Source organism: Paraliomyxa miuraensis, assembly GCF_026337845.1.
Taxonomy (GTDB): Bacteria; Myxococcota_A; Polyangia; order Nannocystales; family Nannocystaceae; genus Paraliomyxa; species Paraliomyxa miuraensis.
This window is the reverse complement of record NZ_JAOVZF010000150.1, coordinates 153,833-177,001: the sequence shown is the minus strand read 5'-3', so window position 1 is coordinate 177,001 and position 23,169 is coordinate 153,833. Positions and strand designations below refer to the sequence as shown.

At 69.9% G+C, this 23,169-nt stretch carries 21 protein-coding genes and 1 tRNA gene; 21 read left to right on the top strand and 1 reads right to left on the bottom strand.

Annotated elements, in window-relative coordinates; genetic code table 11:
• Positions 1–30 precede the first annotated feature (30 nt).
• A tRNA-Val gene (locus tag OEB96_RS17610) sits at positions 31–106 on the bottom strand.
• A 77-nt stretch (positions 107–183) separates the two neighbouring features.
• On the opposite strand from OEB96_RS17610, the gene OEB96_RS17605 reads away from it, so the two are divergent.
• From OEB96_RS17605 to OEB96_RS17505, 21 genes are all read left to right on the top strand, one after another.
• Positions 184–582 carry a RidA family protein gene (locus tag OEB96_RS17605; protein WP_266217167.1) on the top strand — a complete coding sequence of 133 codons (399 nt, stop codon included), beginning with the start codon at positions 184–186 and terminating at the stop codon, positions 580–582.
• A gap of 151 nt (positions 583–733) precedes the next feature.
• A complete protein-coding gene (locus tag OEB96_RS17600; protein WP_266217166.1) occupies positions 734–2,557 on the top strand; it encodes a DUF1592 domain-containing protein in 1,824 nt (607 codons plus the stop codon).
• Between the two features lie 37 nt (positions 2,558–2,594).
• Entirely contained in the window at positions 2,595–3,902 is a 1,308-nt protein-coding gene (locus OEB96_RS17595; protein WP_266217165.1) for a DUF1552 domain-containing protein, read from the top strand.
• 20 nt (positions 3,903–3,922) lie between these two features.
• Positions 3,923–4,903 (top strand): archaemetzincin, encoded by a 981-nt coding sequence (locus tag OEB96_RS17590; protein WP_266217164.1) that lies wholly within the window; start codon positions 3,923–3,925, stop codon positions 4,901–4,903.
• Positions 4,904–4,948: 45 nt separating this feature from the next.
• A complete protein-coding gene (locus tag OEB96_RS17585; protein ID WP_266217163.1) occupies positions 4,949–6,379 on the top strand; it encodes a hypothetical protein in 1,431 nt (476 codons plus the stop codon).
• A 42-nt stretch (positions 6,380–6,421) separates the two neighbouring features.
• Positions 6,422–9,157, top strand: a complete 2,736-nt coding sequence (locus OEB96_RS17580) for a carboxypeptidase regulatory-like domain-containing protein (protein ID WP_266217162.1) — start codon at positions 6,422–6,424, stop codon at positions 9,155–9,157.
• 278 nt (positions 9,158–9,435) lie between these two features.
• Positions 9,436–10,209 (top strand): class I SAM-dependent methyltransferase, encoded by a 774-nt coding sequence (locus OEB96_RS17575; protein ID WP_266217161.1) that lies wholly within the window; start codon positions 9,436–9,438, stop codon positions 10,207–10,209.
• A gap of 3 nt (positions 10,210–10,212) precedes the next feature.
• Complete coding sequence (locus OEB96_RS17570) at positions 10,213–10,560, top strand: hypothetical protein (protein WP_266217160.1); 348 nt, start codon at positions 10,213–10,215, stop codon at positions 10,558–10,560.
• Positions 10,550–11,023, top strand: a complete 474-nt coding sequence (locus OEB96_RS17565) for an SAM-dependent methyltransferase (protein ID WP_266217159.1) — start codon at positions 10,550–10,552, stop codon at positions 11,021–11,023. The genes OEB96_RS17570 and OEB96_RS17565 overlap by 11 nt, the downstream gene beginning before the upstream one ends.
• A gap of 43 nt (positions 11,024–11,066) precedes the next feature.
• Complete coding sequence (locus tag OEB96_RS17560) at positions 11,067–11,924, top strand: metal-dependent hydrolase (RefSeq protein WP_266217158.1); 858 nt, start codon at positions 11,067–11,069, stop codon at positions 11,922–11,924.
• 60 nt (positions 11,925–11,984) lie between these two features.
• Complete coding sequence (locus OEB96_RS17555; RefSeq protein WP_266217157.1) at positions 11,985–12,251, top strand: MoaD/ThiS family protein; 267 nt, start codon at positions 11,985–11,987, stop codon at positions 12,249–12,251.
• 84 nt (positions 12,252–12,335) lie between these two features.
• Entirely contained in the window at positions 12,336–13,517 is a 1,182-nt protein-coding gene (locus OEB96_RS17550) for an acyl-CoA dehydrogenase family protein (protein ID WP_266217156.1), read from the top strand.
• Between the two features lie 4 nt (positions 13,518–13,521).
• Positions 13,522–14,343 carry an acyl-CoA thioesterase family protein gene (locus OEB96_RS17545; protein ID WP_266217155.1) on the top strand — a complete coding sequence of 274 codons (822 nt, stop codon included), beginning with the start codon at positions 13,522–13,524 and terminating at the stop codon, positions 14,341–14,343.
• Between the two features lie 36 nt (positions 14,344–14,379).
• Complete coding sequence (locus tag OEB96_RS17540; protein WP_266217154.1) at positions 14,380–15,144, top strand: redoxin domain-containing protein; 765 nt, start codon at positions 14,380–14,382, stop codon at positions 15,142–15,144.
• Between the two features lie 43 nt (positions 15,145–15,187).
• Positions 15,188–16,123, top strand: coding sequence for an alpha/beta hydrolase family esterase (locus tag OEB96_RS17535; protein ID WP_266217153.1), 936 nt, complete (start codon positions 15,188–15,190; stop codon positions 16,121–16,123).
• 121 nt (positions 16,124–16,244) lie between these two features.
• Complete coding sequence (locus OEB96_RS17530; RefSeq protein ID WP_266217152.1) at positions 16,245–17,714, top strand: coproporphyrinogen-III oxidase family protein; 1,470 nt, start codon at positions 16,245–16,247, stop codon at positions 17,712–17,714.
• 79 nt (positions 17,715–17,793) lie between these two features.
• The gene (locus OEB96_RS17525) at positions 17,794–18,234 is read left to right on the top strand and encodes an SAM-dependent methyltransferase (RefSeq protein ID WP_266217151.1); all 441 of its coding nucleotides are present in this window, start codon (positions 17,794–17,796) and stop codon (positions 18,232–18,234) included.
• 118 nt (positions 18,235–18,352) lie between these two features.
• Positions 18,353–18,895: a hypothetical protein gene (locus OEB96_RS17520; RefSeq protein WP_266217150.1), complete on the top strand. Its 543-nt coding sequence runs from the start codon at positions 18,353–18,355 to the stop codon at positions 18,893–18,895.
• 15 nt (positions 18,896–18,910) lie between these two features.
• Complete coding sequence (locus tag OEB96_RS17515) at positions 18,911–21,331, top strand: serine protein kinase PrkA (RefSeq protein WP_266217149.1); 2,421 nt, start codon at positions 18,911–18,913, stop codon at positions 21,329–21,331.
• Positions 21,332–21,356: 25 nt separating this feature from the next.
• The gene (locus OEB96_RS17510; protein ID WP_266217148.1) at positions 21,357–22,181 is read left to right on the top strand and encodes a hypothetical protein; all 825 of its coding nucleotides are present in this window, start codon (positions 21,357–21,359) and stop codon (positions 22,179–22,181) included.
• Entirely contained in the window at positions 22,178–23,161 is a 984-nt protein-coding gene (locus OEB96_RS17505; protein ID WP_266217147.1) for an AraC family transcriptional regulator, read from the top strand. The genes OEB96_RS17510 and OEB96_RS17505 overlap by 4 nt, the downstream gene beginning before the upstream one ends.
• The last annotated feature ends 8 nt before the right edge of the window (positions 23,162–23,169 follow it).

Sequence of the window (23,169 nt, the reverse complement as noted above, 5' to 3'; positions counted from 1 at the left end):
CCAGGAACCCCTGGAAGGCCGTCTCCCCTTTGGTGGGCGCGACAGGACTCGAACCTGTGACTTCCACCGTGTGAAGGTGGCACTCTACCAACTGAGTTACGCGCCCTCGTTGGTGGGCGGGCTGTATAGCCAAAGCGTGGTCGGCTTGCAATGGGCGTCGGGCGTGAGCCAAGGTCGCCGCGCATGACCGTCCACAAGCAGATCATCCAGACCTCGTCGGCCCCGGCCGCCATCGGACCCTATAGCCAGGCCGTGGTGGTCAGCGGCGGCCGCACGCTCTACTCCTCGGGGCAGATCGCCCTCGATCCGGCGACCGGCGCCTTGGTGGGCGAGGGCGACGTGGCGGTCCAGACCCGGCGCGTGCTCGACAACCTCGAGGCGGTGCTGCAGGCGGCGGGCATGGGCTTTGGCGACGTGGTCCGGGCGGGGATCTTCCTGGCCGACATGGGCGACTTCGCGGTGGTCAACGAGCTCTACGCCCAGCGCTTCTCGACCGCCCCGCCGGCCCGCTCGACGGTGCAGGTGGCCCGGCTGCCCAAGGACGTGCGGGTCGAGATCGACGTGGTCGCGGTCGCCGACTGACCACGACGGCGATGGCGGAACCCTAGGCGTCGGGGTGGGGGAAGACCCGGCACCTCGCGGCATGACCCGTCGCAAAATTAGTAGTGAATCACACTTTAAAAAGATCCGGATCGTGAGCCAGATGTAGGTGTCCAACTCACGAGGCGCCACCATGCCCGACCCCATCGAGGGACCCTCGAGGGCGGGAGACACCGGCGACTCGAGGAGCGAGCGGATGCGGATCTTCGCGCATGGGTGCGGGGTCGTGGCCGGGTGCGGCCTGACCATCTCGAGGGCGGCCTCTACGGCCGGTCTGATGGCCAGCCTGATGGCCAGTCTGATGGCGGGGCTGGTGGCTGGCTCGACGGGCTGCGACGCGGCCTCCGGCCGGGCTCCCGGCGAGGGCATCGGCATCATCCTCCCCGGCCAGGACGATGGAGGCGAGGACGGAGGCGATGCAGACGCGGCCGAGGCCCCGCCGCCGGCGCGCGTGCAGCTGCGTCGGCTGACCCGCGCCCAGTATGGCGCGTCGATCCAGGATCTGCTGGGCACGCAGATCGAGCTGCCCACGGCGATCGAGCCGGATCTCGTCGTCGACCTCTATACGACCATCGGTGCCACCCAGGCGGTGCTCTCGGAGCTGGGCGCCGAGCAGCTCGAGACCGCGGCTCGCGACCTGGCCGAGCAGGTGGTGGACGATCCAGCGATCCGCGCTCACGTGATCGGCTGCGAGCCGTCGGCGCCCGACTGCGCGGGACAGTTCATCGCCAGCGTGGGCCGCCAGGCGTTCCGGCGCCCGCTGACCGCGGACGAGCAAGCCCGCTACGAGGGGCTGTTCTCCAGCATGCAGGGGCTGCACGGCGATCCATGGGAAGGGGTGCAGGGCGTGCTGACGGCGATGCTGAGCTCGCCGCACTTCGTGTACGTGGTGGAGCTGGGCGAGCCCGATCCTGGGGACGAGGCGCGGCTACGGTTCTCGAGCCTGGAGATGGCCAGCCGGCTGTCGCTGGCGCTGTGGGCCAGCGGACCCGACGAGGTGCTGCTGGCGGCAGGCGAGGCCGGCGAGCTGGTGGAGCCCGAGGCGATCGAGGCCCAGGTGGAGCGCATGCTGGCCGACCCGCGGGCGCGCCGAGGGCTGGGGCGGTTCTTTGCGGAGTGGCTGGGGCTGGACGTGCTCGACGGGCTGAGCAAGGAGACCGCGCTGTTTCCCCAGGCGTCGCCCGAGCTGTTCGCCTCGATGCGCGGGCAGATGGAGCGCATGGTGGAGGACGCCGCGTTCGAGGGCGGCTCGCTGCAGGCGCTGGTGGCCGGGCGCCGCACGTTCGTCGATGCGCGGCTGGCTGCGCTCTACGGGGTGGCGGCGCCGACCGAGGTCGATGCGGAGGGCTTTGGCGAGATCGAGCTGCCCCAGGACGGACAGCGCACGGGGATCCTGGGGACGGGCGCGTTCCTGGCCACGCAGAGCCGCCGCACGCGGACCTCGCCCACGCTGCGCGGGGTGTGGGTGCAGGCGCGGCTTCGCTGCCACGAGCTGCCGCCGCCGCCCCCCGACGTGGAGACCGACTTGCCCGATGGCACCGACGACTCCGAGATGACCCTGCGCGAGCTCCTCGAGCAGCATCGCGAGAATCCCACGTGCGCCGGCTGCCATGCGCAGGTGGATCCGATCGGGCTGGCGCTCGAGAGCTACGACGCGCTGGGAGCATTCCGCACGACCGACCGCGGCCAGCCGATCGACACCTCGGTGGATCTGGACGGCGTGGCGCTCGATGGGCTGTCGGACCTGGCCGAGCACATCGCCGACGACCCCGCGTTCGCGACCTGCGTGGTCAAGCAGCTCTACCGCTACACCACCGGGCACCACGAGGCGCCGGAGGAGATGCCGGCCATCGAGGCGCTGGCAGGGGCGCTGGTGGACGCCGAGTTCTCGCTGCCGGCCTTCCTGCCCCGGCTGATGTCGTCGCCGCAGTTTCGCACCCTGGCCATTCCCGAGTGAGCCCATCGAACCCGCCCGAGCACGAGAGAGCCGAGCCATGACCACGAACACGCGATCGATCGGACGACGAGCCTTCCTGCGTGGCCTGACCGCCGCCGGTGGTGCGATGGTGGGACTGCCCCTGCTGGACGCGATGATGAACGATCACGGCACGGCGATGGCGACCGGCGAGCCGCTGCCGCTGCGGCTGGGCACGTTCTTCTGGGGCAATGGGATCCGCCCGGGCGACTGGACCCCGGCCGTACAGGGGCCCGGCTGGGCACCCACCCCCAACCTCCAGCCGATCCACGACGCCGGGGTGGTGGCCGACGTGGCGGTGGTGTCGGGGCTCGGGCACGCGAGCGCAGTGGGCTGCCACAACCCCGGGCGCGCGCTGATGCTGTCGGGGAGCTGGGATGGCACGCCCTTCGATGGCAGCGCGGGCCGCTCGTCGGCGACCCTGCCCAGCGTGGATCAGCTGGCGGCCGATCACTTCGCGTCGCTCACCACGTTCCCGTCGCTGGAGCTGGCGATCTCCAAGGCCGGCATCACGGGCCAGGACACGTTCGGCTGTGCCTGGCGCGATGGCAACCTGCTGCCGGCCGAGACCTCGCCGCGGGCGCTGTTCGACCGCCTGTTCCTGGGCTTCTCGCCCGACGACAGCGTGCGGATCGGGAGGCTCTCGGTGCTCGATGCGGTGCTCGACGACGCCGAGGCGCTGCGGGGTCGATTGGGCGCCAGCGATCGCCAGCGCCTGGAGGCGCACCTCGAGGCCCTCTACGCGCTCGAGGTGCGGGTGGAGGCCGAGCCCCCGGTGTGTGCGATACCGGCCGCCCCGATCGACCCGGCGGAGGAGCGGCTGATGGAGCGGACCTCGTCGTTCGCGGAGATCCTGGCGATGGCGCTGGTCTGCGATCTGACCCGGGTGTTCTCGATCCGCTTCACCCAGTCGGTGGGCGACACGGTGTTCACCGACGTGGGGGCGGCCGAGGGGCACCACACGCTGTCGCACACCAACATGGCGATGCACTCGGCCACGGTGACCCACACGGTGGCGTGCTTCTGCGAGCTGGTGCGGCGCTTCGGCGAGCAGGTGGAAGGGGAGGGGCGGCTGCTCGATCGCTGCGCCTTGATGGCGGTGTCGGATCTGGCCGATGGCTCCACCCACACGGTGGAGGACCTGCCGGTGCTGGTGGCCGGGCAAGCGGGTGGCGCATTGGTCACCGGCCAGCACCTGCGCGATGCCTCGGGCTCCCGCGCCAGCATCGTGCCGTTCACGCTGCTGCGCGCCGTGGGGGTCGATGCGAGTGCATTCGGGACCGGCGAGGGCGAGGTGACGCAGACCCTGTCGGGTCTGACGGCCTGAGCCTGCTACGCTGCCGGGTGTTGCCACGCGCACGGGCATGGGGGCTGGCGTTGGGGCTGGTGGTCGGCTGCGCTCCGGCACGGGACGAGCCCGCGGCGCCACGCGAGCCGACGGCGTCGAGCGACCCCAAGCGCACGGTCGCCGGGGCATTCGTGCCGCCCGGGCCCCGGCAGCGTCGCGATGCGGTGGGGTCGCTCGAGGGCCTGCGTGGGCCGGACCGACGGGTGTTCGAGGAGGGCGAAGGGCTGTTTCATCCCGTACCCCAGGCCGGGCCGGGCGACTGGCTCGACGAGCACGCCGAGCGCTTCCAGACGTTCGACGACTATCGCACCCATCGGACGATCCACCCCGACGCGAACCGGCGAGCGATCTATCTGGTGGAGATCGGCGAGTTCCCGCCGGGCTCGAGCCCCTCGGTCGATGCGCTGGCCCGCTACGTGTCGACCTACTTCGCGCTCCCGGTGCAGCGCCTGCCTCCGCTGGACCTGCCCACGCTGGCGGTGGATGCCCGCAGCAGCGAGGGCCGGATCCAGCTCCACGCCAAGCAGATCCTCGAGCGTCTGCGCGAGCGCAAGCCCGATGATGCATTCACCCTGGTGGCGATCACGATGTTCGACCTCTACCCCGACGAGGACTGGAACTTCGCGTACGGCTATGCGGACGGGGCCACGCAGGTGGGGGTGTTCGGGTTCGCGCGCCTGCCCACCGATCCGGCGCAGCAGCTGCAGCGCAGCGCCAAGACCCTCACCCATGAGCTGGGTCATGCCTTCGGCGTGTCCCACTGCACGCACTATCACTGCGTGATGAACGGCCACAATCACGAGGAAGAAGGCCGGCGAGCCCCCATGCACCTGTGTCCAGTGGACCTGCGCAAGCTGCACCACAGCATCGGCTTCGATCCGGTGAAACGCTACCGACGGCTGCTGGAGGTCGATCGAGCGCTGGGGTTCCTGGACGAGGCGCGGTGGCTGGAGGAGCGCCTGCGGCAGATCGAGGGATGAGGGGCGACAACGAGGCCACGTGGGTGCGATAGTGAGCTGCCCTCCGTGATCCCTCGCGACGTCAGCGTCCTGCTGGGTGACTCCACGCCATCGGAGCTGCCCGCCAACATCCTCGATACGATCTCCGAGGTCGTGCACTGTGCCCGCGACGTGGCCACGGCGTTCGCGGAGATCGAGCAGCTCGAGCTGCGGCGCGCCGAGTCGTCGAAGACGACCGAGGCGATCGTCGAGGAGCTGGGGAGCTTTGGGCGGCAGACCGAAGTGGGCATCCGGGCCACGGCCGGCACGTCGCGGCGATCCGAGCTGAAGACGCACGGCGAGGAGGTGATCGCGGCCGTCAATGCGATGATCCTCGGCTGGCGGCAGCAGTACGAGCGCAAGCTGCAGACCTCCCACGCCCAGATCGCCGCGCGCACCACCGAGCTGCGGGCCACGATGCGCGGGGCGCTCGAGCGCTACCTGGTGCCCCGGCGGGTGGATGCGCCGCTCCAGCGGTTCCATCGCATCCACGACGGACAGCGCTACCTCGACTCCGCCACCGTCGAGCCGCTCTCCGGCGTGCGCGTCACCGTGACGCTGGCCGACCCCGAGGTGGAGGTGCCCCGTCGGATCCGATCGCTGCTGGGCAAGGGCCACAAGATCCAGGTGGGCACGCGCCGGGCTCGGCTCCGGCGGACCGAGGAGCCCGTGTACCAGAGCCTCGACGACCAGCTCCTGCTCGAGGCCGAGCGAGGCCCGGGACGGCTGCGGGTGGTGCTGGCGCGCAAGCCCGGGGTACCGGAGATGCTCCGGGTGGAGATCAAGCGCGGCGATGCAGCGCTGGCGGGGCAGGTGATCCGGGGCGAGGGCGAGGGCATCGCCTCGCCGATCGAGGACCTCCCCGTGCTCGAGGCGCTGTGGAGGGCCCTCGACGCCGAGCGCGATCGGATCCTGGGATGTCCGGCGCAGCTCGCCGAGGTCTCGCTGGATTCCCGTCCCGTGGACGGCCCGGGCCCGATGCTCGCGGTGGCCGAGCGCCTGATCCAGTGTCACCGTCCCACCGTGGCCGTGCTGGCGCGGCACAGCCCCAACCCGGCCGAACTCTCGATCAAGCTGGTGACCGGCGATGGCAAGCGCGAGGAGGCCTGGGTCCGGCGCGACGAGCTGGCGCAGCACCTGCTGGGTTTGCCCGGCCCCCTGCGCAAGCGGATGGGGATGCCCGAGCTGCACGACGGGGTCGACGACGACGCGCTGGCCGAGGCCAAGACCGGGGTGCACCAGACGGTCGGAGACGCGTTGGGCGGGGTCGTCGGGGGGACGATCGGCGAGCTGCTCGAGGACGAGTCGCTGCGGATCGAGCTCGAGCCCGCCGATGGGGTGCCGGGGGCACCCGTTGCCGACCTGACCCAGGACATCTCGCTGGGCGAGGTGCTCGTGGAGATCGGTGGCTCGGAGGACAGCGGCTGCATCGACGCCACGCGGGTGCGCCTGCGCTGAGCGGATGCGGCCCGCGAAGCGCGCTGCTACGCTCGGCCCGGCTTGAGCGAGTCGAGCGAGCAGATCGAGCCGAGCGATTCCACCAAGCGCTCCGCTCGGCCGTCCTCGTGGTGGCCGCGGGCGGGCGGGCTCGTGGTCTTGCTGGGTGTGCTGTGGCTGCTGCTCGGTCGCACGGAGCCGCTCGTCGAGGTCGAGGGCGCCGACGGCGACGGCCCGGCCCTGCTCGACGCGGGCACGACCGTGGCGGTCGCCGAGGGTCCGGTGGCGCGAGTGCAGGGCCGGGTCTACGTGGAGCGGCCGCTTCCCCGGCCCGAGCCTTCGGTGGAGGTGGTGGTCGAGGACGACGAGCCGCCCGAGCCCGAGCCGCCGGCCGAGCCGCCACCGGTGGCGCTCGATCCACCACCGCAGGGCGCATGCACGGTGATCGCCTGGCAGCAGGGCGAGCGCGCGTCGGAGCCCACGGCGTGCGCGGCCGACGGGACCTTCGAGGTCTCGCTGCTCCCCGGCCGCCACGGGCGAACGGCCTTCGAGGTGCTGGTGCCGGGACACCTGCGTGCGGTGCTCGAGGCCGACGTGCCGCCGGGTGCGGTGGCGCGCCTGCCCGCCGTTGGGCTGGGCTGGGCGGTGCGGGTGGATGGCCAGGTGATCGATGGCCATGGCGAGCCCCTGGCCGGGATCACGGTGCAGGCCATGCCCCGCGACAACCTGGGCGAGCCTGAGCCGTGGCGGGCCCAGAGCGACCCGAGCGGTGCGTTCGTGCTCGATACCCTGCCTCCGGGACCGGTGACCCTGCGCGCCGAGGCGCCCGGCTACGCCCCGAGCGTGATCGAGGCGATCGCACCGCAGTCGGAGCTGCTGGTCACGCTGCAGGCCCTGGTCGACCTGCGCGGTCGGGTGGTGGGCCCGCCGCAGGCGCTGGCGCGCGCGCGCGTGCGCATCGAGGGCAGCGCGATCTGGCCGGTGCGCGAGCAAGCGGTGCAGGCCGACGGCGGGTTCGTGCTGGCCCAGGTCCCCGATGGGATCTATGCGCTCGAGGCGGTCGTCGAGTCGGACCCGTCCGGTGGGGTCGAGCTGGCCTCGATCCCGCTCGAGAACGTGACGCCCGAGCTGGCCATCACGCTGGCTCTGGTCCCCGCGTTTCGGGTGCCGGTGCAGGTGGTGGCCCCCGACGGCACCCCGGTGGCGGGGGCAAGGGTGACCCTGAGCAACTCGAGCATCGGCCTGCTGCCCCGGCTGGCGGTCACCGATGCGGAGGGCACGGTGGCGATGGGGCCGGTGGTGCCGGGCCCCTATGTGCTACGGGCCCACGCCGATGGCTTCCTGCCCACGCCCCCGGTTGCGCTGTCGGTGGACGGCCCCGACACGCCGCTGCAGGTGCTCACGCTGGCCGAGCCCGGGCGCATCGAGGGCCGAGTGGTCGACGAGGACGGACACCCGGTGGAGGACGCACGGGTGGAGCTGCTGGCCGAGCACCTGTTCACGGCCGGCGAGGGCCAGACCCGGGCTCGCTTCGCCCAGGCCGCGCTGCGCTCGGCGGGCTCGCTGGGGGTGACCACCGGACCCGTACCCGAGGTGCCAGTGGGGGACCAGAGCCATGCGGACCTCGGCACATCGATGCTCACGGGCGAGGGAGGGCGCTTTTCGTTCGACATGCTGGTGCCCGGCAAGTACCGCTTGCAGGCGAGCCACGGGCGCTATGCCCAGAGCGACGAGCTGGAGGTGCGGCTGGGCGCGGCACGAACCCGGGCCGGGGTCGAGCTGGTGCTGCGCACCGGGCATCGGCTCACCGGGCGCGTGCGCGACGGCAACGATCGGCCGATCGAGGGGGCGGTGGTGCGCTTCGACGATGGGCGCCGGGCCAGCACCGATCGCCGCGGGGTGTTCGACGGTGGGATCCGTCGCGGGCGACAGCACCTGGTGGCGCGTGCCGACGGACTGGCCCCGCGCGCGCTCGAGGTGACGGTGCGCGAAGGACCGGTGGACGTGGAGATCGTCCTCGGCCGGGCGGGCGCACGGCTGCACGGCCGGGTCGAGGGCGGCAATGGCGAGGTGCTCGCGGATGCGCGGGTCACCCTGCGTACGCTCGATGGCCTGACCCCGACGCGGGTGACCTGGACCGACCCACGGGGCGTGTATCGCTTCGAGGATCTGCCTCCGGGACCGGTGGAGATCGAGGTCGATCATCCCGAGCACGGGCTGGTCGTGCAGCAGGCGGAGCTGCTGGGCGAGGACGACGAGGCCGGGCTCGACGTGGCGCTGTCCCCGGGATGGGCGATCGACGTGGAGGTGCTCGAGGAGAGCACGGGCCGGCCGCTGTCCGGGGTGCGGGTGGAGGGCGGGGGCGCCCACGCGCGCACCGACGCCGATGGACGCGCCACCTTGCCGCGCTTGACCGAGGAGCGCGTACGGGTGGAGGTCCGCGCCGAGGGCCACGGGCTGCACGATGTCTCGGTGGCGCGTGGCGGGGCCGAGCGGCGCGCGATCCGGATCGAGCTGCGCGAGGGCGGAGGGCTGCGGGGCCGCGTGATCGACTACCGCGGCGATCCGGTGCCCGGGGTCGAGGTGGTGGTTCGTGAGCTCGATGGCGGCGAGCTCGGTCGCGCTCGTACGGACGCACGCGGCCGCTGGGTGCTGTCGGGGGTTCCGGCCGGCGACGTGGAGGTCACGGTGGAGCCACCCTACGATCGCGAGGACGAACTCGCGCCGGATGCACTGCGCAGCGACGTGCTGCGCGGACACGTGACCCGTGGCGTGGATCTACGGCTGGATCGACGGTGAGCCGATCTTGCCCGCCGCGCACGTGCGCGGTGTTGCATCGATTCGAATTCGCCATGGTCCAAATCGACCATGTGCGATCGTGGTACATGCATGATCCCGCGCGCTCATGAGTGAGCCGCTGCCGTTTGCGCGGGCGACTCGTCGCGATTGCGCACGATCCCAGAATGAGCCCCGAATGAGCAGGAACGAGCCCAAAATGAGGACGGAGTGAACGGAGCGACGAGTGTGACGAGTTGTCTTGACGCTCGACTGGCATGCATGCTAACTCGGATCCTCATATGCAGGATGCTGCCCGCAATCGCTTCGATCGCATCGCCGACAACTACGCCAATAGCGAGGTCCATGCGTCCAGCCCCACCTTGCAGCAACTGAGCGAGTTGGTCGGCGATCGCACGGACCTCGAGGTCTGCGATGTCGGCTGCGCAGCCGGGCACACCGCGTTCGTGTTCGCCGGGCGAGCGCGCACGGTGGTCGGTGTCGATCCCTCGCCGACCATGCTGGGCAACTTTCGCACGCTCGCACGGAGCAAGGGCCTCGAGGTCGAGGCCGTGGAGGCCTTCGCCGAGTCGATCCCGCTGGCCAGCGATCGCTTCGACTACGTCACGTGCCGCCTTGCCTCGCACCATTTCTCCGACATCGACGCGGCCATGGCCGAGCTTCGCCGCATCACCAAGCCCGGGGGCAGGGTGGTGATCATCGATCTCCACGGTGACGACGATCCCGAGCTCGACGGACTCAACCATCAACTCGAGGTGCTGCACGATCCGACCCATGTTCGCAGCTACACCATCGCGCGGTGGCGTGAGCTGTTCGGCCGGGCCGGGCTCGAGATCGTGCACCTCGAGCGCGACGTCTCCGAGCGTCCCTCCGGGGTGCCACTGTCACGATGGTGCGAAATTGCGAGCTCCGGTGCGGCGGCCCACGCGGCCCTGGTGACACTGCTCGAGCACACCGATCCCGCTCGCCATGAGGCGATCGGCGTGCGCAGAGGTCCATCGGAATACATGGTTCCAGTGCGAACCTGCATCATCATGGGTGAGAAACCGCGGTGATCCGTGCCGGTCGTCCATGTCTATCATCACGCGGTCCCGGCCGAGGTCCCACGCGTGCTGAGCCGAATCCGCGACCGGGGCGCTGCCGCCGTCGGGGTGCCCTCCGAGCGGCTCTGGGTCCTCTGGCACGAGGTCGACCGTGCGCACGTGTGTCGTCCCGACTGGAGCATCGATCACGACGCCGGTCCGATCGTGCGCGTATTCTGCCGTCGAAGCCACCCCCGACCCCGTGTGGACGCCCTGCTGCGATCGCTTCGCCAGAGCCTGAGCCTCGAGCTGTCATGCCCCGAGCGTAGCGTGTTCGTCCAGGCGGTTCGGGTGGACGACGAGGATGTGATCAATGTCGAGTGAAGCCATCGCCCTGCGACCGATTGCGGTGGTCCACTGCCATCGTACCGACACCAGCGACGACGACTGGGGGAGCGTCGAGTCCACCATCGAGCTCGACGCGGAGCGCTTCGCTCCGGAGGTGCTGCTGGGGCTCGATGCCTTCAGCCACATCGAGGTGGTGTATGCCTTCCATCTCGTCCGCGAGGATCGGATCCACCTCGGGGCACGACACCCCCGAGGACGCAGCGACTGGCCGCTCACGGGCATCCTGGCCCAGCGCGCCAAGGCGCGACCCAATCGGCTCGGGGTGTCACGCTGCGCGCTGCTGGGCGTGGAGGGCCTGGTCCTGCGGGTCCGCGGCCTCGATGCGATCGAGGGCAGCCCGGTGCTCGACATCAAGCCCTACTTCGAGGAATTCGGCCCGCGCGGCGAGGTGCGGCAGCCCGCGTGGAGCCACGAGATCATGAAGGACTACTACCGCTAGCGCCTCGACTTCCCAGGACCCGTACGCTCGCTTGGAGCTCTCGATGAACGTGGTGGCCACTCCAGGGCCCGCCCCGCTGGGGCGGGTGCGCTCCGATCGCAGCATCGCCCGCCGGCGGGTCGGCCCCGACTTCGCCGCCGTCGATGCCGCGCGCGTGTGGGCCCGCGCCGACAGCTTCCAGGCCGACTTCTGCAACGCCTACACGCTGCTGTTGACCGAGGAGCACGAGTTCGTTCGCGTGGTGCGTCATGCGCTGCCCGAGACCCAAGACCCGGACCTGCGGCAGCAGCTCAAGGGGTGGCTGGCGCAGGAGGCCAGCCACGGCGTGCAGCACACCCGCGCGCTGCTCGTGCTCGACCGGCAGGGCCTTCGACATCGCAGGCTCCTGCGCGTGCTGCACTTCGTCGACTTCGGGATCTTCGCGCGACTCCTGGGCCGGCGCCTGATGCTTCGCATCGTGGCCGGGCTCGAGCACTTCAACACCATGCTCGGCGAGATGATCCTGCGCCACCCCGAGTGCCTCGAAGGCGCCGATGAGCGCATGGCGTTGTTGCTGCGTTGGCACTTTGCGGAGGAGATCGAGCACCGCGCCGTCATCCACGACGTGGCCACCGCCCACGGCATGGGCTATGTCTCACGCGTCCTCACCGGGGCCGTCGCGTTCGCGTTCTATGCATTCAACCTGTTCCTGATCACCTGGGTTTTTGCGATCCAGCGTGGCGGTCTGTTTCGGCTCTCGACCCATCGCGGCGCGCTGCGCTTCTTGTTCGTGGACGAGCGCTTCGTGTCCTATCTGCTCGCATACGCACGCGACTACCTGCGCCCTCGCTTCCACCCCCTCGATCGGCCCATCGATCACGTGGCCGAGCCGATCCTCGCGAGCATCGACTCGCGTACATGACGACCAGTCATCGACGTACTGCCTGCGCCACCGCGTCTCCTGCGACGCACGAGGAGGATCATGAACATCGTACTCTCTGGCACGCTCCAGAAGTTCGCGCAGTATCAGCGCGAGCACAGCATCGACGCCTGGACCATTCAGGAAGGGCTCGACCACCTCGTCAAGGCCCACCCCGCGCTCGGCAACGCGCTCTTCGACGGCGCCGGCGAGCTCCGGCGGGCCCACCTGGTGTTCCTCAACGGCGATCAGGTCACGTCCGATCGCTTCTCCGAGCGGGTGGGGGAGCGCGACGAGATCGAGATCTTGACCGCAATTGCCGGCGGATGAGCGATAGTGCCACCGCGCGAAACTGTGACACTGGCTGGTCGTGGATGACCCGATGTGGATGACTCGACGATGATGAACGGTGCGATGACGGCACGGGACTCGACGACGACCGTCGAGCCCCTCGACGACTCGCGCGAGAGGATCGCGCGCTGGGTCACCGACGTCGCCGGTGCGCTGCTCGAGCGCATGTCGGAGACCACCCTGGCGCGCGATCGCGACGGCACGCCGATCGACCGCGGGGACCTGCGGGAGGCCGCGCGCTGCGGTCTACTCGGGGCTTCGCTGCCGGTGGAGGTGGGCGGTCGCGGCATGAGCACGCGGCGATGGGGACGCGTGCTCGAGCACGTGGGCGGGGCGTGCGAGGACGGCTCGTTCGCGCTGCTGGTGAGCCTGTTTCCCGCCGTGGCGCGGATGATCCACGCAAGCGGCCGGGCGGACCTCGTCGACCGCTACGTTCGCGGGTGCATCACCGGTGAGGCGCTGGTCTCGTTCGCGTACACCGAGGACAGCGATCCGTTCTCGTTGGCGAGCACGCTCGAGTCGGCGGGCGACGACGTGATCGTCACCGCCAGCAAGACGATGGTCACCGGCGGGGCGATCGCCGACGCCTACATGACCTACGTGGTCGACCAGACCAACGGCGACCTGGCGGTGGTGATCATCGATCGGGGCGTGCCCGGCGTGGAGGTCGTGCCGATCGACACGATGGGGCTGCGCGGTGCGGGGCTGGCCTCGGTGCACTTTCGCGGCGTCCGGATCCCGAGGTCGCAGGTGATGCTCGAGCACGGCGGCCTCGACCACGTGCAGATGTTCCTCAACCCGCGCCGGGCAATCCTGTGCTGTGCGCCGGTGGGCCGCATGGAGCGAATCATCGAGGACTGCGTGCGGCGGCTGTCTCGCACCGTGCGCTACGGCCAGCCGCTCACGGCCATGCAGGTGGTCCAGGCCCGCCTGGGCAAGATGAAGCTGGCGCTGAACGTGGCGCGTACGCTGCTCGACCGCGCGCTGCTCGAGCTCGACGAGGGCAGCGCCCACCCGCTGTTCGACGAGTACGTCTCCACGGCGAAGTTCCAGATCACCGAGGCCGCAATCGCGCTCTCGCTCGATGCGATGTACCTGCTCGGCAGCCACGGCTACACGCGCGCCGTGCCGGTCGAGCGCTACTTGAGGGACTTTTGTGGGCTGCTGGCCGGCGCCGGTGCGCAGGACGTGATCCAGACCAACCTGGGGATGATGGCGATCGGTGGCGCCAAGAAGGGGAGATAGACCGATGGTGCGACAGACCAAGATCCACGTCTTGAACGACACGAGCTTGTTCGACTCGATGCAGCTCCAGCTGCGGCCGATCCTGACCATCGGCATGCGCTGCTGGGCCCAGTGGTCCAGTGAGAACCTCCATAGCTTTCCGGTGCTCATCAAGGAGCACCGCTTCGGGCTGGTGGTCGTGGGCGCGCAGGTGGTCCACGAGCGGCCCTACGACTTCTTCAGCGCATCCGGGTTCGACGTGGTCGGGCACGCCGAGGTGGTGCAGGAGCGTCGCCTGATCCTGGGCCACATGAGCTTCCTGCACGGCGAGGAGCGCTTCTTGTCGCTGCGGATCACGTGCCGACCGGTGGCGATGGCCGGCGGGGGATCGTTCGCGGCCATGCCCACCGCGATCGAGGGGCACCTGCTCGACAAGCTCGCGCCCGAGGTCACCAATCGCCGGATCGAGCGCGAGGTGCCGGCGCTGTTGGCCGCACTGCGGCCCGAGCAGCAGGTGGCCGAGGCGCTCGAGACCCACCGGCTCCACCGCCACGACTGCGAGGCGGCCGACCAGTGGTCGTACATCGAGATCGGGGCCCGTGCCGCATCGGCGCGCGAGTCGATGGTGAGCCGAGCGTCCAAGGAGCTCCGTCCGCGCCTGCAGGCGGGGCTGACGACGCCGGTGCGCTCGGTCGACCTCGAGATCAAGCGCCCGCTGTTCCTGTTCGACGAGCTGCACGTTCGCACGCAGGCCTTCGTGCAGGACGAGCGCCTCACGTTCGTGCACACCGTGCAGTCGAAGATGGGTGGTCGCCACGATCACGCGGTGATGGTGGAGCGGTTCTAGGGGCCGGTGGACGGTCGGAGACGTGAGGAGGGACGGATGAGCTCGATCGACGCATCGGTGCTGCACGGCGAAGGGGAGGGGACGGGCGCTCGGGCCCCGGCGATCCACCGCGATCACCCGTTGATGCTGGGGATCCGCATGCCGCTGACCGCGGCGTGGATCACGGTGCGCTTGCTCCTGGTCCCGCTGCTCTACCTCCCGTACCGGCTGGGACGCTCGATGCGCTGGGCCCACGAGCTCGATGCCGCCGTCAAGCGTCGGTGCTTTCCGCTGACCGAGCGCGCCGACGAGCACGCCACGCAGCAGGTCGTACCGCGATTGCGCGAGGGCGACCCGATCCCCGACGTGACCGTGGCGCTCGCGGGGCGCTCGGTGTCGCTGCCCGAGCTGGCGGAGGAGGGGCGGCTGCTCGTGGTGCTCTATCGCGGCAATTGGTGCCCCTACTCGCGGCTGCACCTCGGCCACCTCGCGGCCGAGCACGCGCGGCTGCAGGCGGCCGGGATCACCGTGGTGGGCATCACGGCCCACAGCCGCGCGTGGTGGTGGCGGGCCAAGGGCGTGTCGTTCGACATGGTCGACGACCCGAGCGGCACCGTCTTCGACGCGTTCGGGGTCAAGGCCCTCACGTCGCTGCCCAATCGGGTGTGGGGCAAGCTCGTGCCCCACGAGAGCGTGTTCCTGTTCGAGCGCGGTGGTGCGCTCATCGCCGGCGACGTGCGCAAGCTGAGCAGCTACCGCCTGCGGCAGAGCTTCCTCTCCGTCGACGCGCTGCTGCGGCTGGCCGCGCCGCGCGAGGCGTGACGTGAAGAAGGTCGTCTCGATCGTGCTTGGAGTCGCCATGGTGATGTCGATCGCATCCTTCGTGCTGTTCCGGTGGGGAGCGGCACCACCCCCGGAGCCGCCGCTGAGCGCGGCGCTGCGCCGGGGAGCGATCACCGTGGGGGGGCTCGAGCGCACGTTCGAATACTTCGTGCCCAGCGCGCTGCCGCCCGCGCCCGGCCTGCTGCTCGCGTTCCATGGCGGGGGTGGCTCGGCCGCGCAGATGCGGATCCACTCGGGCCATGGCTTCGACGTGCTCGCGGATCTCGAGGGCTTCGTGGTGGCCTATCCCGAGGGCCACGAGGGGCACTGGAACACCTGCCAGCGCGGTCGCGAGACGCCGGCCACCACGCTCGGGGTCGACGACGTGGCGTTCGCCCACGCGCTGGTCTCATGGTTTGGGGAGCACCACGGCGTCGATCCGACCCGGGTGTATGCGGTCGGTTTCTCCAATGGCGGCCACATGGTCTACCGGCTCGCGCTCGAGGCTCCGCAGTCGCTCCGCGCGGCCGCGGCGATCGCCGCCAATCTACCCGAGCCCGCCGATTCCAAGTGCGTGCGCGAGGGTGGGCTGCCGCCGCTGATGATCGTCAACGGGGTGGATGATCCCATCAACCCTCACGAGGGCGGCGAGCTGTCGTTCCATGGCCTGTGGGACATGGGACCGGTCATGGCGACCGAGCAGACCGCTCACACCCTTGCCGATGCCGATGCCGATGCCGATGCCGATGCCGATCCGGAGGCGCGCGTGCGCGAGCCGGAGGTCGATGGAGATCCCGATACCTGGGTCGAGCGCATCACCTGGGAACGGGGACGAGTGACGGTGCTGGCCGTGCACGGCGGAGGGCACGGGGTTCCTCAGCGGCGGTATCGCTTTCCGCTGGCGTTCGGGCCCACCAGCACCGAGCTCGATGCGCCGCTCGAGATCTGGACGTTCTTCGAGCAGCAGACGGGCAGCTAGCTTCCGCGTGACTTGGTCGTTCGGTGCATGCGCGCCGAACCTGCGATGTCGAGCCTCGCTCGAGCACGAATGACACGACGCGAATTCGATCGCGCAGACTTGGAAAGGATGAAAGAGGAACATGCTGGATACCATCGATGCTCGGTCCGATCTCGAAGGATACGAGCCCGACATGGGGGCGCTGCTCGCTCGGCACCCCGAGCTGCAGATCGAGCGCGACGACTACAACATCAACGTGACCGCCAACTATGGCGAGCGCCTGACCCCCCAGGAGGTGCTCGAGCACTACCGCGGGCACCCGGGGGCAGGGGCGCCCACGCACCTCTACTATCACTTCCCGCTGTGTGCGTACATCTGTCACTTCTGCAACTACGTCAAGCAGCTCGCGCCCACCAAGGATCCGAAGGAGGCGTACGCGCGCTGGACCCGGGCGCTCGTCAAGGAGTCGACGTTCTACCTCGATGAGATCCCCTGGGTCTCGAAGGCGAGGATCGAGTCGTTCTACATCGGCGGGGGCACGGCGGCGCTGCTCGAGCCCGAGCACCTCGCCGAGGTCCTCGAGCACGTGCGCTCGCGGTTCTCGCTCATCGAGGGCTGCGAGCTCAACATCGAGGGCAACCCCGACAACTTCTGCGATCCGACTCGCGTGACCGAGCTGGTGCGGCTCGGCTTCAACCGCTTCAGCGTGGGCGTGCAGTCGTTCACCGAGGACGTGACTCGCTTCACCAACCGCGGGCACACCGCGGCGATGTCGCGCCAGGCGATCGAGAACCTCGTGGCCACGGGCCTTCCGTTCAACGTGGACATGATGTTCGGTCTGCCCCATCAGGATCCCGACACGGTCGCCGAGGATCTGCGCACGCTCGTGGAGCTGCAGGTGCCCACCATCACCATCTACCGGCTGCGCAACGCCGATCGGGCGGCGATGGGCATCGGCAACCGTGCGGCCTGGAACCTGCCCAAGGTCCGGGATCGCCTGCAGCAAGAGGGCTTGTTCCCCTCGCTGCACACGACCTACGCCATGCGGCAGCGGGCGGTGGAGCAGCTGCTCGCGCACGGGTATCGGCCGAGCCCGTGCGGGTGGTGGAGCCGGCCCGACACCTATCCCGAGGGCAACATCCCCCGGGTGTCGCGCAACAAGTGGCAGCGCTTCGACACGATGCTGGCGTTCGGTCCCGGGGCCTACGGCTGGCTCACCGGCCACGATCGTCGAGTGGTGCAGACCCACAACGTCTCGGACATTCGCGAGCACATCGAGCGGGTGGAGGCCGGTGGCGAGCCGCCGCTGGCGTTCGGTCGGCTGCTGACGGGCGTGCAGGCGGTGGCGACCGCGCTCGGGTTCGCCTACAAGTCGTGCCAGCCGATCGAGGTCGCGCGCTTCCGCGAGGGCTACGGGGTGGAGCTGCTCGAGGACGAGCCCTACCGGGGCGTGTTCGAGGAGCTCGAGTCCCGGGGGCTGGTGTCGATCGCGAGCGACCGCTCGCAGATCCGACCCACGCTCAATGGCGAGACCCTGCACGAGGAGATCATCTCGATCTACCTGCACGAGCGGATCGGCTCGTTCGCGGCCGAGGTGTGCCACAAGGTGTAGCCGCGCGGCGGCCGAGGAGTTCGTGCACATGTCGGCAACGGCGGCACCCAATTCGATCGCGCTCGTACCCATCGGCCGGGTGCGATCCCCCAGGGACGAGGTGAGCCACGACGAGTGGGGCGACGTGCGCTCACGGATCCACCTCGACCCGACGCGGTTCGAGGTGGACGCGCTGCGGGGTCTCGAGGCGTTCTCGCACCTCGAGGTCGTGTTCGTCTTCGATCGGATCCCGGTCGATCGGATCGAGGTGGGCTCGCTCCACCCGCGGGGCCGGGTGGAGCTCCCCAAGGTGGGCATCTTCGCGACCCGACAAAAGGAGCGCACCAATCGCTTGGGGGTCAGCCGCTGTCGGTTGCTCGCGATCGAGGAGTTGGTGCTCCACGTGGCGGATCTCGACGTGCTCGACGGAACGCCGGTGGTCGACGTCAAGCCGTGGGTCGCGCGGCTCGGTCCGCGCGGCCCGGTGCGAGAGCCGCGGTGGATCACGGAGCTGATGGCGGACTACTACGAGCCTCGTTGAATCCGCTCCGCGGCCGCAGGGCTCGCGCCGGCGCAAGGTGCGCGACGCGAGATTCGGTTTGACAGCCGCCGTCTCGCCTCACTACCGTCGGCCACCGATTCCGTCAGGAGCCATTGCCATGCTCGCCACCGCCGCTCGTGTCGCCCTCGTCACCCTCGTGCTCGGCCCGCTGCTCGCCTGCAGCGGCGAGTCCAAGCCGGCTGCCACGTCGCCCACGCCCGAGGCCAAGTCCGACGCCAAGCCCGAAGGGGCACCGGTGGCCAACGCGGACGGCGGCGACAAGGTCAAGGTGGTCGAGGGGCAGCCTCCGGGCAAGGACGACCGCTATGCGCTGCAGATCGAGCCGCCCGCCGAGGCCACGGCCGGTCAGGAGGCCGAGGTGGTGGTGCGCGTGATCCCCAAGGATCCCTGGCACATGAACCTGGACTTCCCCACCTCGCTCAAGCTCACCCCGCCGGACGGCCTCGTGCTCGCCAACGCCAACCTCAAGAAGGGGGATGCGCGCAAGCTCGACGAGGGCTCGTGTGAATTCTCGGTCAAGGTGACCCCCAGCGCGGCCGGAGAGCACACGGTGGCCGGCCAGCTCAAGTTCGCGGTGTGCCAGGACGAGGCCTGCTCGCCCGTCACCGAAGACGTCGAGCTCAAGCTCGCGGCCAAGTAGTAGGATCACGGGCCAGTGACCGAGCCCGTCCCCCCCATGCCGAACGAGCCGAGCGAGCCGACCGAGCGCAGCGAGTCGAGCGAGTCCAGCGAGTCGAACCGCGGCGAGCCCCAGACCCCGACCTCGAGGATCCAGGCGCTGGCCACCTCGGTGTCCGAGGAGTTCAAGACCACCCGGCGCCTGCTGAGCTTCGACGAGTGGTTCGCGCTCCTGTCCAGCGAGCCCACCGTGCACGCTCGCAGCGCGGCGCAGTACGTGCGCGACGCGTTCGAGCACTTCGGCACCCGCAGCGTTCGCACCCCCAAGGGGCAGATCCAGCGGCTTTGCCTGTTCGACAGCGAGGTCGAGGGCTGGCATCGGTTGGTCGGCCAGGAGGAGGCGCAAAACGAGCTGCTCGAGGCCATCGAGGGCTTCGTGCGGCTGGGGCGGGTCAACAAGCTCGTCCTGCTCCACGGCCCCAACGGCAGCGCCAAGAGCACCATGCTCGAGTCGGTGCAGCGCGCGCTCGAGGTCTACTCGCGGACCGAGCGCGGCGCGCTCTACCGCTTCTCGTGGGTGTTCCCCAACCGCCGCAAGTCCACGGGGGGCATCGGGTTCTCGGCCAACGACGCGCTCCGCGACGCCCTGGGCGAGGAGACCTTCGCGCGCCTGGCCAGCGACGAGATGGATGCGAGGGTGATCGACGAGGTCAAGGACCACCCGCTGTTCCTGGTGCCCGTGTCGGCCCGGCGCGCGCTGCTCGAGGACGTGCTGGCCCCCGAGCGCCGCTTCGTGATCAGCGACGTCATCCTCCACGGCGAGCTGTCGCACCGCAACCGGCGGATCTTCGATGCGCTGCTCGGTTCCTATAGCGGCGACCTGCGCCGCGTGCTGCAGCACGTGCAGATCGAGCGCTTCTTCCTCAGCCGCCAGTACCGCCAGGGTCTGGTCACGGTGGAGCCCAAGCAGACGGTCGACGCCCGCAGCTTCCCCGTGACCCCCGACTCGGCCTACGCCTCGCTGCCGGCCGCGGTGGGCAGCCAGGCCCTCTACGCGGTGCAGGGCGACCTGGTGGATGCCAACCGCGGGGTCGTCAACTTCTCCGATCTGCTCAAGCGGCCCTACGAGCACTACAAGTACCTGCTGACCGCGACCGAGACCGGCCACGTGGCGCTCGACCACCTGGTGCTCAGCCTCGACCAGATGTTCACGGGCAGCGCCAACGACGTGGAGCTCTTGCAGTTCCGGGTGATGCGCCCCGCCGAGTACCAGAGCTTCCGCGCGCGCCTCGAGCTCATCCGGGTGCCGTTCCTGCTCGACTACCGGGTGGAGCGCAAGATCTACCAGGAGCAGGTGGGCGACATCCTCCGCGGCGTCCACGTGGCGCCCCACGTGACCAAGATCCTCGCGCTTTGGGGGGTGATGACGCGGATGCGGCGGCCCGACGCCAAGCGCTACCCCAAGCTCGCCAAGGTCATCGAGCAGCTCACCCCGCTGCAGAAGGCCGACCTCTACGCCTACGGGCGGGTGCCGCGAGGGCTCTCGTCCGAGGAGGCGCGGGAGCTGCTGGCCGCCGTGCCCGAGATGTACCAGGAGTCGTTTCCCCACGCGGTGGTCAAGGCCGAGGGCAGCGAGCACCCGCTGGGGGAGTACGAGGGCAGCTTCGGGGCCAGCGTTCGCGATCTCAAGGCGGTGCTGCTGGCGGCGGCCTCCGAGCCCGGCACCTCGTGCGTGACCGTGCCCAAGGTGTTCAAGGAGCTGCGCGAGTACCTGCGCGACCGCGTCAACTTCCGCTGGATGCTGCTGCCGCCCGACGGCTCGTTCCACCTGCTCGACGGCAAGCCCGAGTCGATCACCGAGCAGTGCTGGCAGCGGTGGCTCGACTGGTCCGACTGGGAGGTGCGCGAGGCCCTGGGGCTGGTGGACGAGGCCCGCTACCTCGAGCTCTATCGCCGCTACGTGGTGCACGTGTCGCACCAGCTCAAGCGCGAGCGGCTGTTCGACGAGGTCACCGGCGAGCTGACCGATCCCGACGCCAAGTTCATGGCCGACCTCGAGAAGACCATGGTGCCCGACATCACCACCGATGCGGCGCGGACCAAGCACCGCGCCGAGGTGCTGTCGCGGATCGGCGCCTGGGCGCTGTCGCATCCCAACGAGGATCCGGCCTACGACGAGATCTTCCCCGACTACTTTGCGCTCTTGCAGGAGGACTACTACAAGCGCCAGAAGGAGGCGGTGGGCAAGAGCGTGCAGGCCATGCTGGGCCTTTTGCGCGACACCGACGAGCTGCGACCGGACAAGGGCGGGGTGCAGCTCGAGGGCGCCGCGCTCGACAAGGCCCGCCACGCGGTCGAGGTGCTGCTGGGCGAGCACGATGGCGGCGATCGACGCGAGCGCCACACGCGGGAGACGCTCAAGGAGACGCTGGTGAACCTGGCGCGCTATCGCTACTAGCGTCGGGTCGCGGGAGCCGAGCGGGATGGAATCGAGCATACGAGCCGTCAGCAGCGGCGGCACGAAGGCCGATGCGCCGACCGCCTCCGAGCACCCTCCGCCCCCGCCGCTCCGCCCCTTCTTCGGCTACTACGGCGGGAAGTGGCGCGATGCGCTCAAGCTCTATCCCCCGCCCGAGCACGACACGATCGTCGAGCCGTTCGCCGGCTCCGCGGGCTACTCGCTGCGCCACTACTACAACCGCAAGGTCATCCTGTGCGAGGTCGACCCCGTGCTCTCGGCGGTGTGGAAGTACCTCACCACGGTCGCGGCCAAGGAGATCCTGGCGATCCCCGACCTTCCGCGCGACGGCTCCGTCGACGATCTCCGGGTAGGCCAGGAGGCGCGCTGGCTCGTGGGGCTCTGGCTCAATCGCGGGGTTGCCAGCCCGCGCAAGCGCCCGTCGAAATGGATGCGCGACGGCATAAGGCCCGGCTCGTTCTGGGGCGCTCGTGTTCGCCAGACGATCGCGTCGCAGGTCGAGGCCATCCGCGACTGGAAGGTGTTCAATCGCAGCTACGTCGATTGCCCCACGCCACGTGCAGCCACGTGGTTCGTCGACCCTCCCTACGAGACCGCAGGGAAGCACTACCGCTATGGGTCCGAGCAGATCGACTACCGTGAACTCGCGGCATGGTGCCGATCACGCCCCGGGCAGGTGATCGTCTGCGAGAACGAGGGGGCATCGTGGCTGCCCTTTCGACCGCTCGCCGACGTGAAGACGACGCGGGTGGATCGCCGCTCGAAGGAGGTCGTCTGGGACTCGAGTACCACCCCTCTCCGATCGCGGACCACGTCGCACGAGTCATGACCGGCCGTGCTTCGAAGGACTCGCGGGCCGAGTATGCGGCCCGGGTCAACCGCGTGATCGACCACATCGAGCGGCACCTGGGCGAGCCGCTGTCGCTGGCGGCGCTGGCCGAGGTGGCCCACCTGTCGCGATTCCACTTCCATCGCATCTTCGGCGCGGTGGTGGGCGAGACCCTGGGGGCCTTCGTGGGGCGCCTGCGGGTGGAGCGGGCCGCGGTGATGCTCGTGACCAACCCGCGGGCGAGCATCACCGAGATCGCGATCGACTGCGGGTTCTCGAGCTCGGCCACGTTCGCCCGGGCCTTCAAGGACGCGTTCGGGATGAGCGCGACGCAGTGGCGGGCCAGCAAGGGCTGCCTGGAGGATCGCAAGATCCGCAAAGCGCTCGGCAACCCCCGGCAAGCGGCCTCGATCTCGCCTTGCTATCTCGATCCCCGGACGTCGACACCGACGTGGAGGTACGAGATGAACGAGAACGGAAGCACGATCGAAGGCAAGATCGAGGTCGCGGAGCTCCCCGCGCACGAGGTGGTGTACCTGCGCCACGTGGGGCCCTACGGGCAGGTCGACGTGGTGCCGCGCCTGGTCGAGGAGCTGCGCGGCTGGGCCGTGCCGCGCGGGCTCTACACCCCGGACACCCGGCTGCTGCTCGTGGCCCACGACAGCCCCACCGTCACCGACGAGGACAAGCTGCGGCTGTCCGTGTGCTTCACCGTGCCGCCGGGCACCGCGGTGGCCAAGGGGGGAGATGGCGAGGTCGGTACGATGACGATCCCCGGGGGCAAGTTCGCGGTGGGGCACTTCGAGATCGAGCCGCGCCGGATCGCCGAGGCCTGGAACGTGGTGATGGGCGACTGGCTGCTCGGCAGCGGCTTCCAGCCCGACGATCGGCTGTGCTACGAGGAGGCCAAGAACGACCCGCGGCAGCACCCGGAGGGCAAGATCGTGGTCGACATCTGCGTGCCGGTGCGGCCGCTTTAGCGGCCAGC

Coding starts and splice junctions, on each gene's coding strand:
- OEB96_RS17605 (WP_266217167.1), top strand. CDS start 184: ATGACCGTCCACAAGCAGATCATCCAGACCTCGTCGGCCCCGGCCGCC.
- OEB96_RS17600 (WP_266217166.1), top strand. CDS start 734: ATGCCCGACCCCATCGAGGGACCCTCGAGGGCGGGAGACACCGGCGAC.
- OEB96_RS17595 (WP_266217165.1), top strand. CDS start 2,595: ATGACCACGAACACGCGATCGATCGGACGACGAGCCTTCCTGCGTGGC.
- OEB96_RS17575 (WP_266217161.1), top strand. CDS start 9,436: ATGCAGGATGCTGCCCGCAATCGCTTCGATCGCATCGCCGACAACTAC.
- OEB96_RS17565 (WP_266217159.1), top strand. CDS start 10,550: ATGTCGAGTGAAGCCATCGCCCTGCGACCGATTGCGGTGGTCCACTGC.
- OEB96_RS17560 (WP_266217158.1), top strand. CDS start 11,067: ATGAACGTGGTGGCCACTCCAGGGCCCGCCCCGCTGGGGCGGGTGCGC.
- OEB96_RS17555 (WP_266217157.1), top strand. CDS start 11,985: ATGAACATCGTACTCTCTGGCACGCTCCAGAAGTTCGCGCAGTATCAG.
- OEB96_RS17550 (WP_266217156.1), top strand. CDS start 12,336: ATGACGGCACGGGACTCGACGACGACCGTCGAGCCCCTCGACGACTCG.
- OEB96_RS17545 (WP_266217155.1), top strand. CDS start 13,522: ATGGTGCGACAGACCAAGATCCACGTCTTGAACGACACGAGCTTGTTC.
- OEB96_RS17540 (WP_266217154.1), top strand. CDS start 14,380: ATGAGCTCGATCGACGCATCGGTGCTGCACGGCGAAGGGGAGGGGACG.
- OEB96_RS17535 (WP_266217153.1), top strand. CDS start 15,188: ATGTCGATCGCATCCTTCGTGCTGTTCCGGTGGGGAGCGGCACCACCC.
- OEB96_RS17530 (WP_266217152.1), top strand. CDS start 16,245: ATGCTGGATACCATCGATGCTCGGTCCGATCTCGAAGGATACGAGCCC.
- OEB96_RS17520 (WP_266217150.1), top strand. CDS start 18,353: ATGCTCGCCACCGCCGCTCGTGTCGCCCTCGTCACCCTCGTGCTCGGC.
- OEB96_RS17510 (WP_266217148.1), top strand. CDS start 21,357: ATGGAATCGAGCATACGAGCCGTCAGCAGCGGCGGCACGAAGGCCGAT.
- OEB96_RS17505 (WP_266217147.1), top strand. CDS start 22,178: ATGACCGGCCGTGCTTCGAAGGACTCGCGGGCCGAGTATGCGGCCCGG.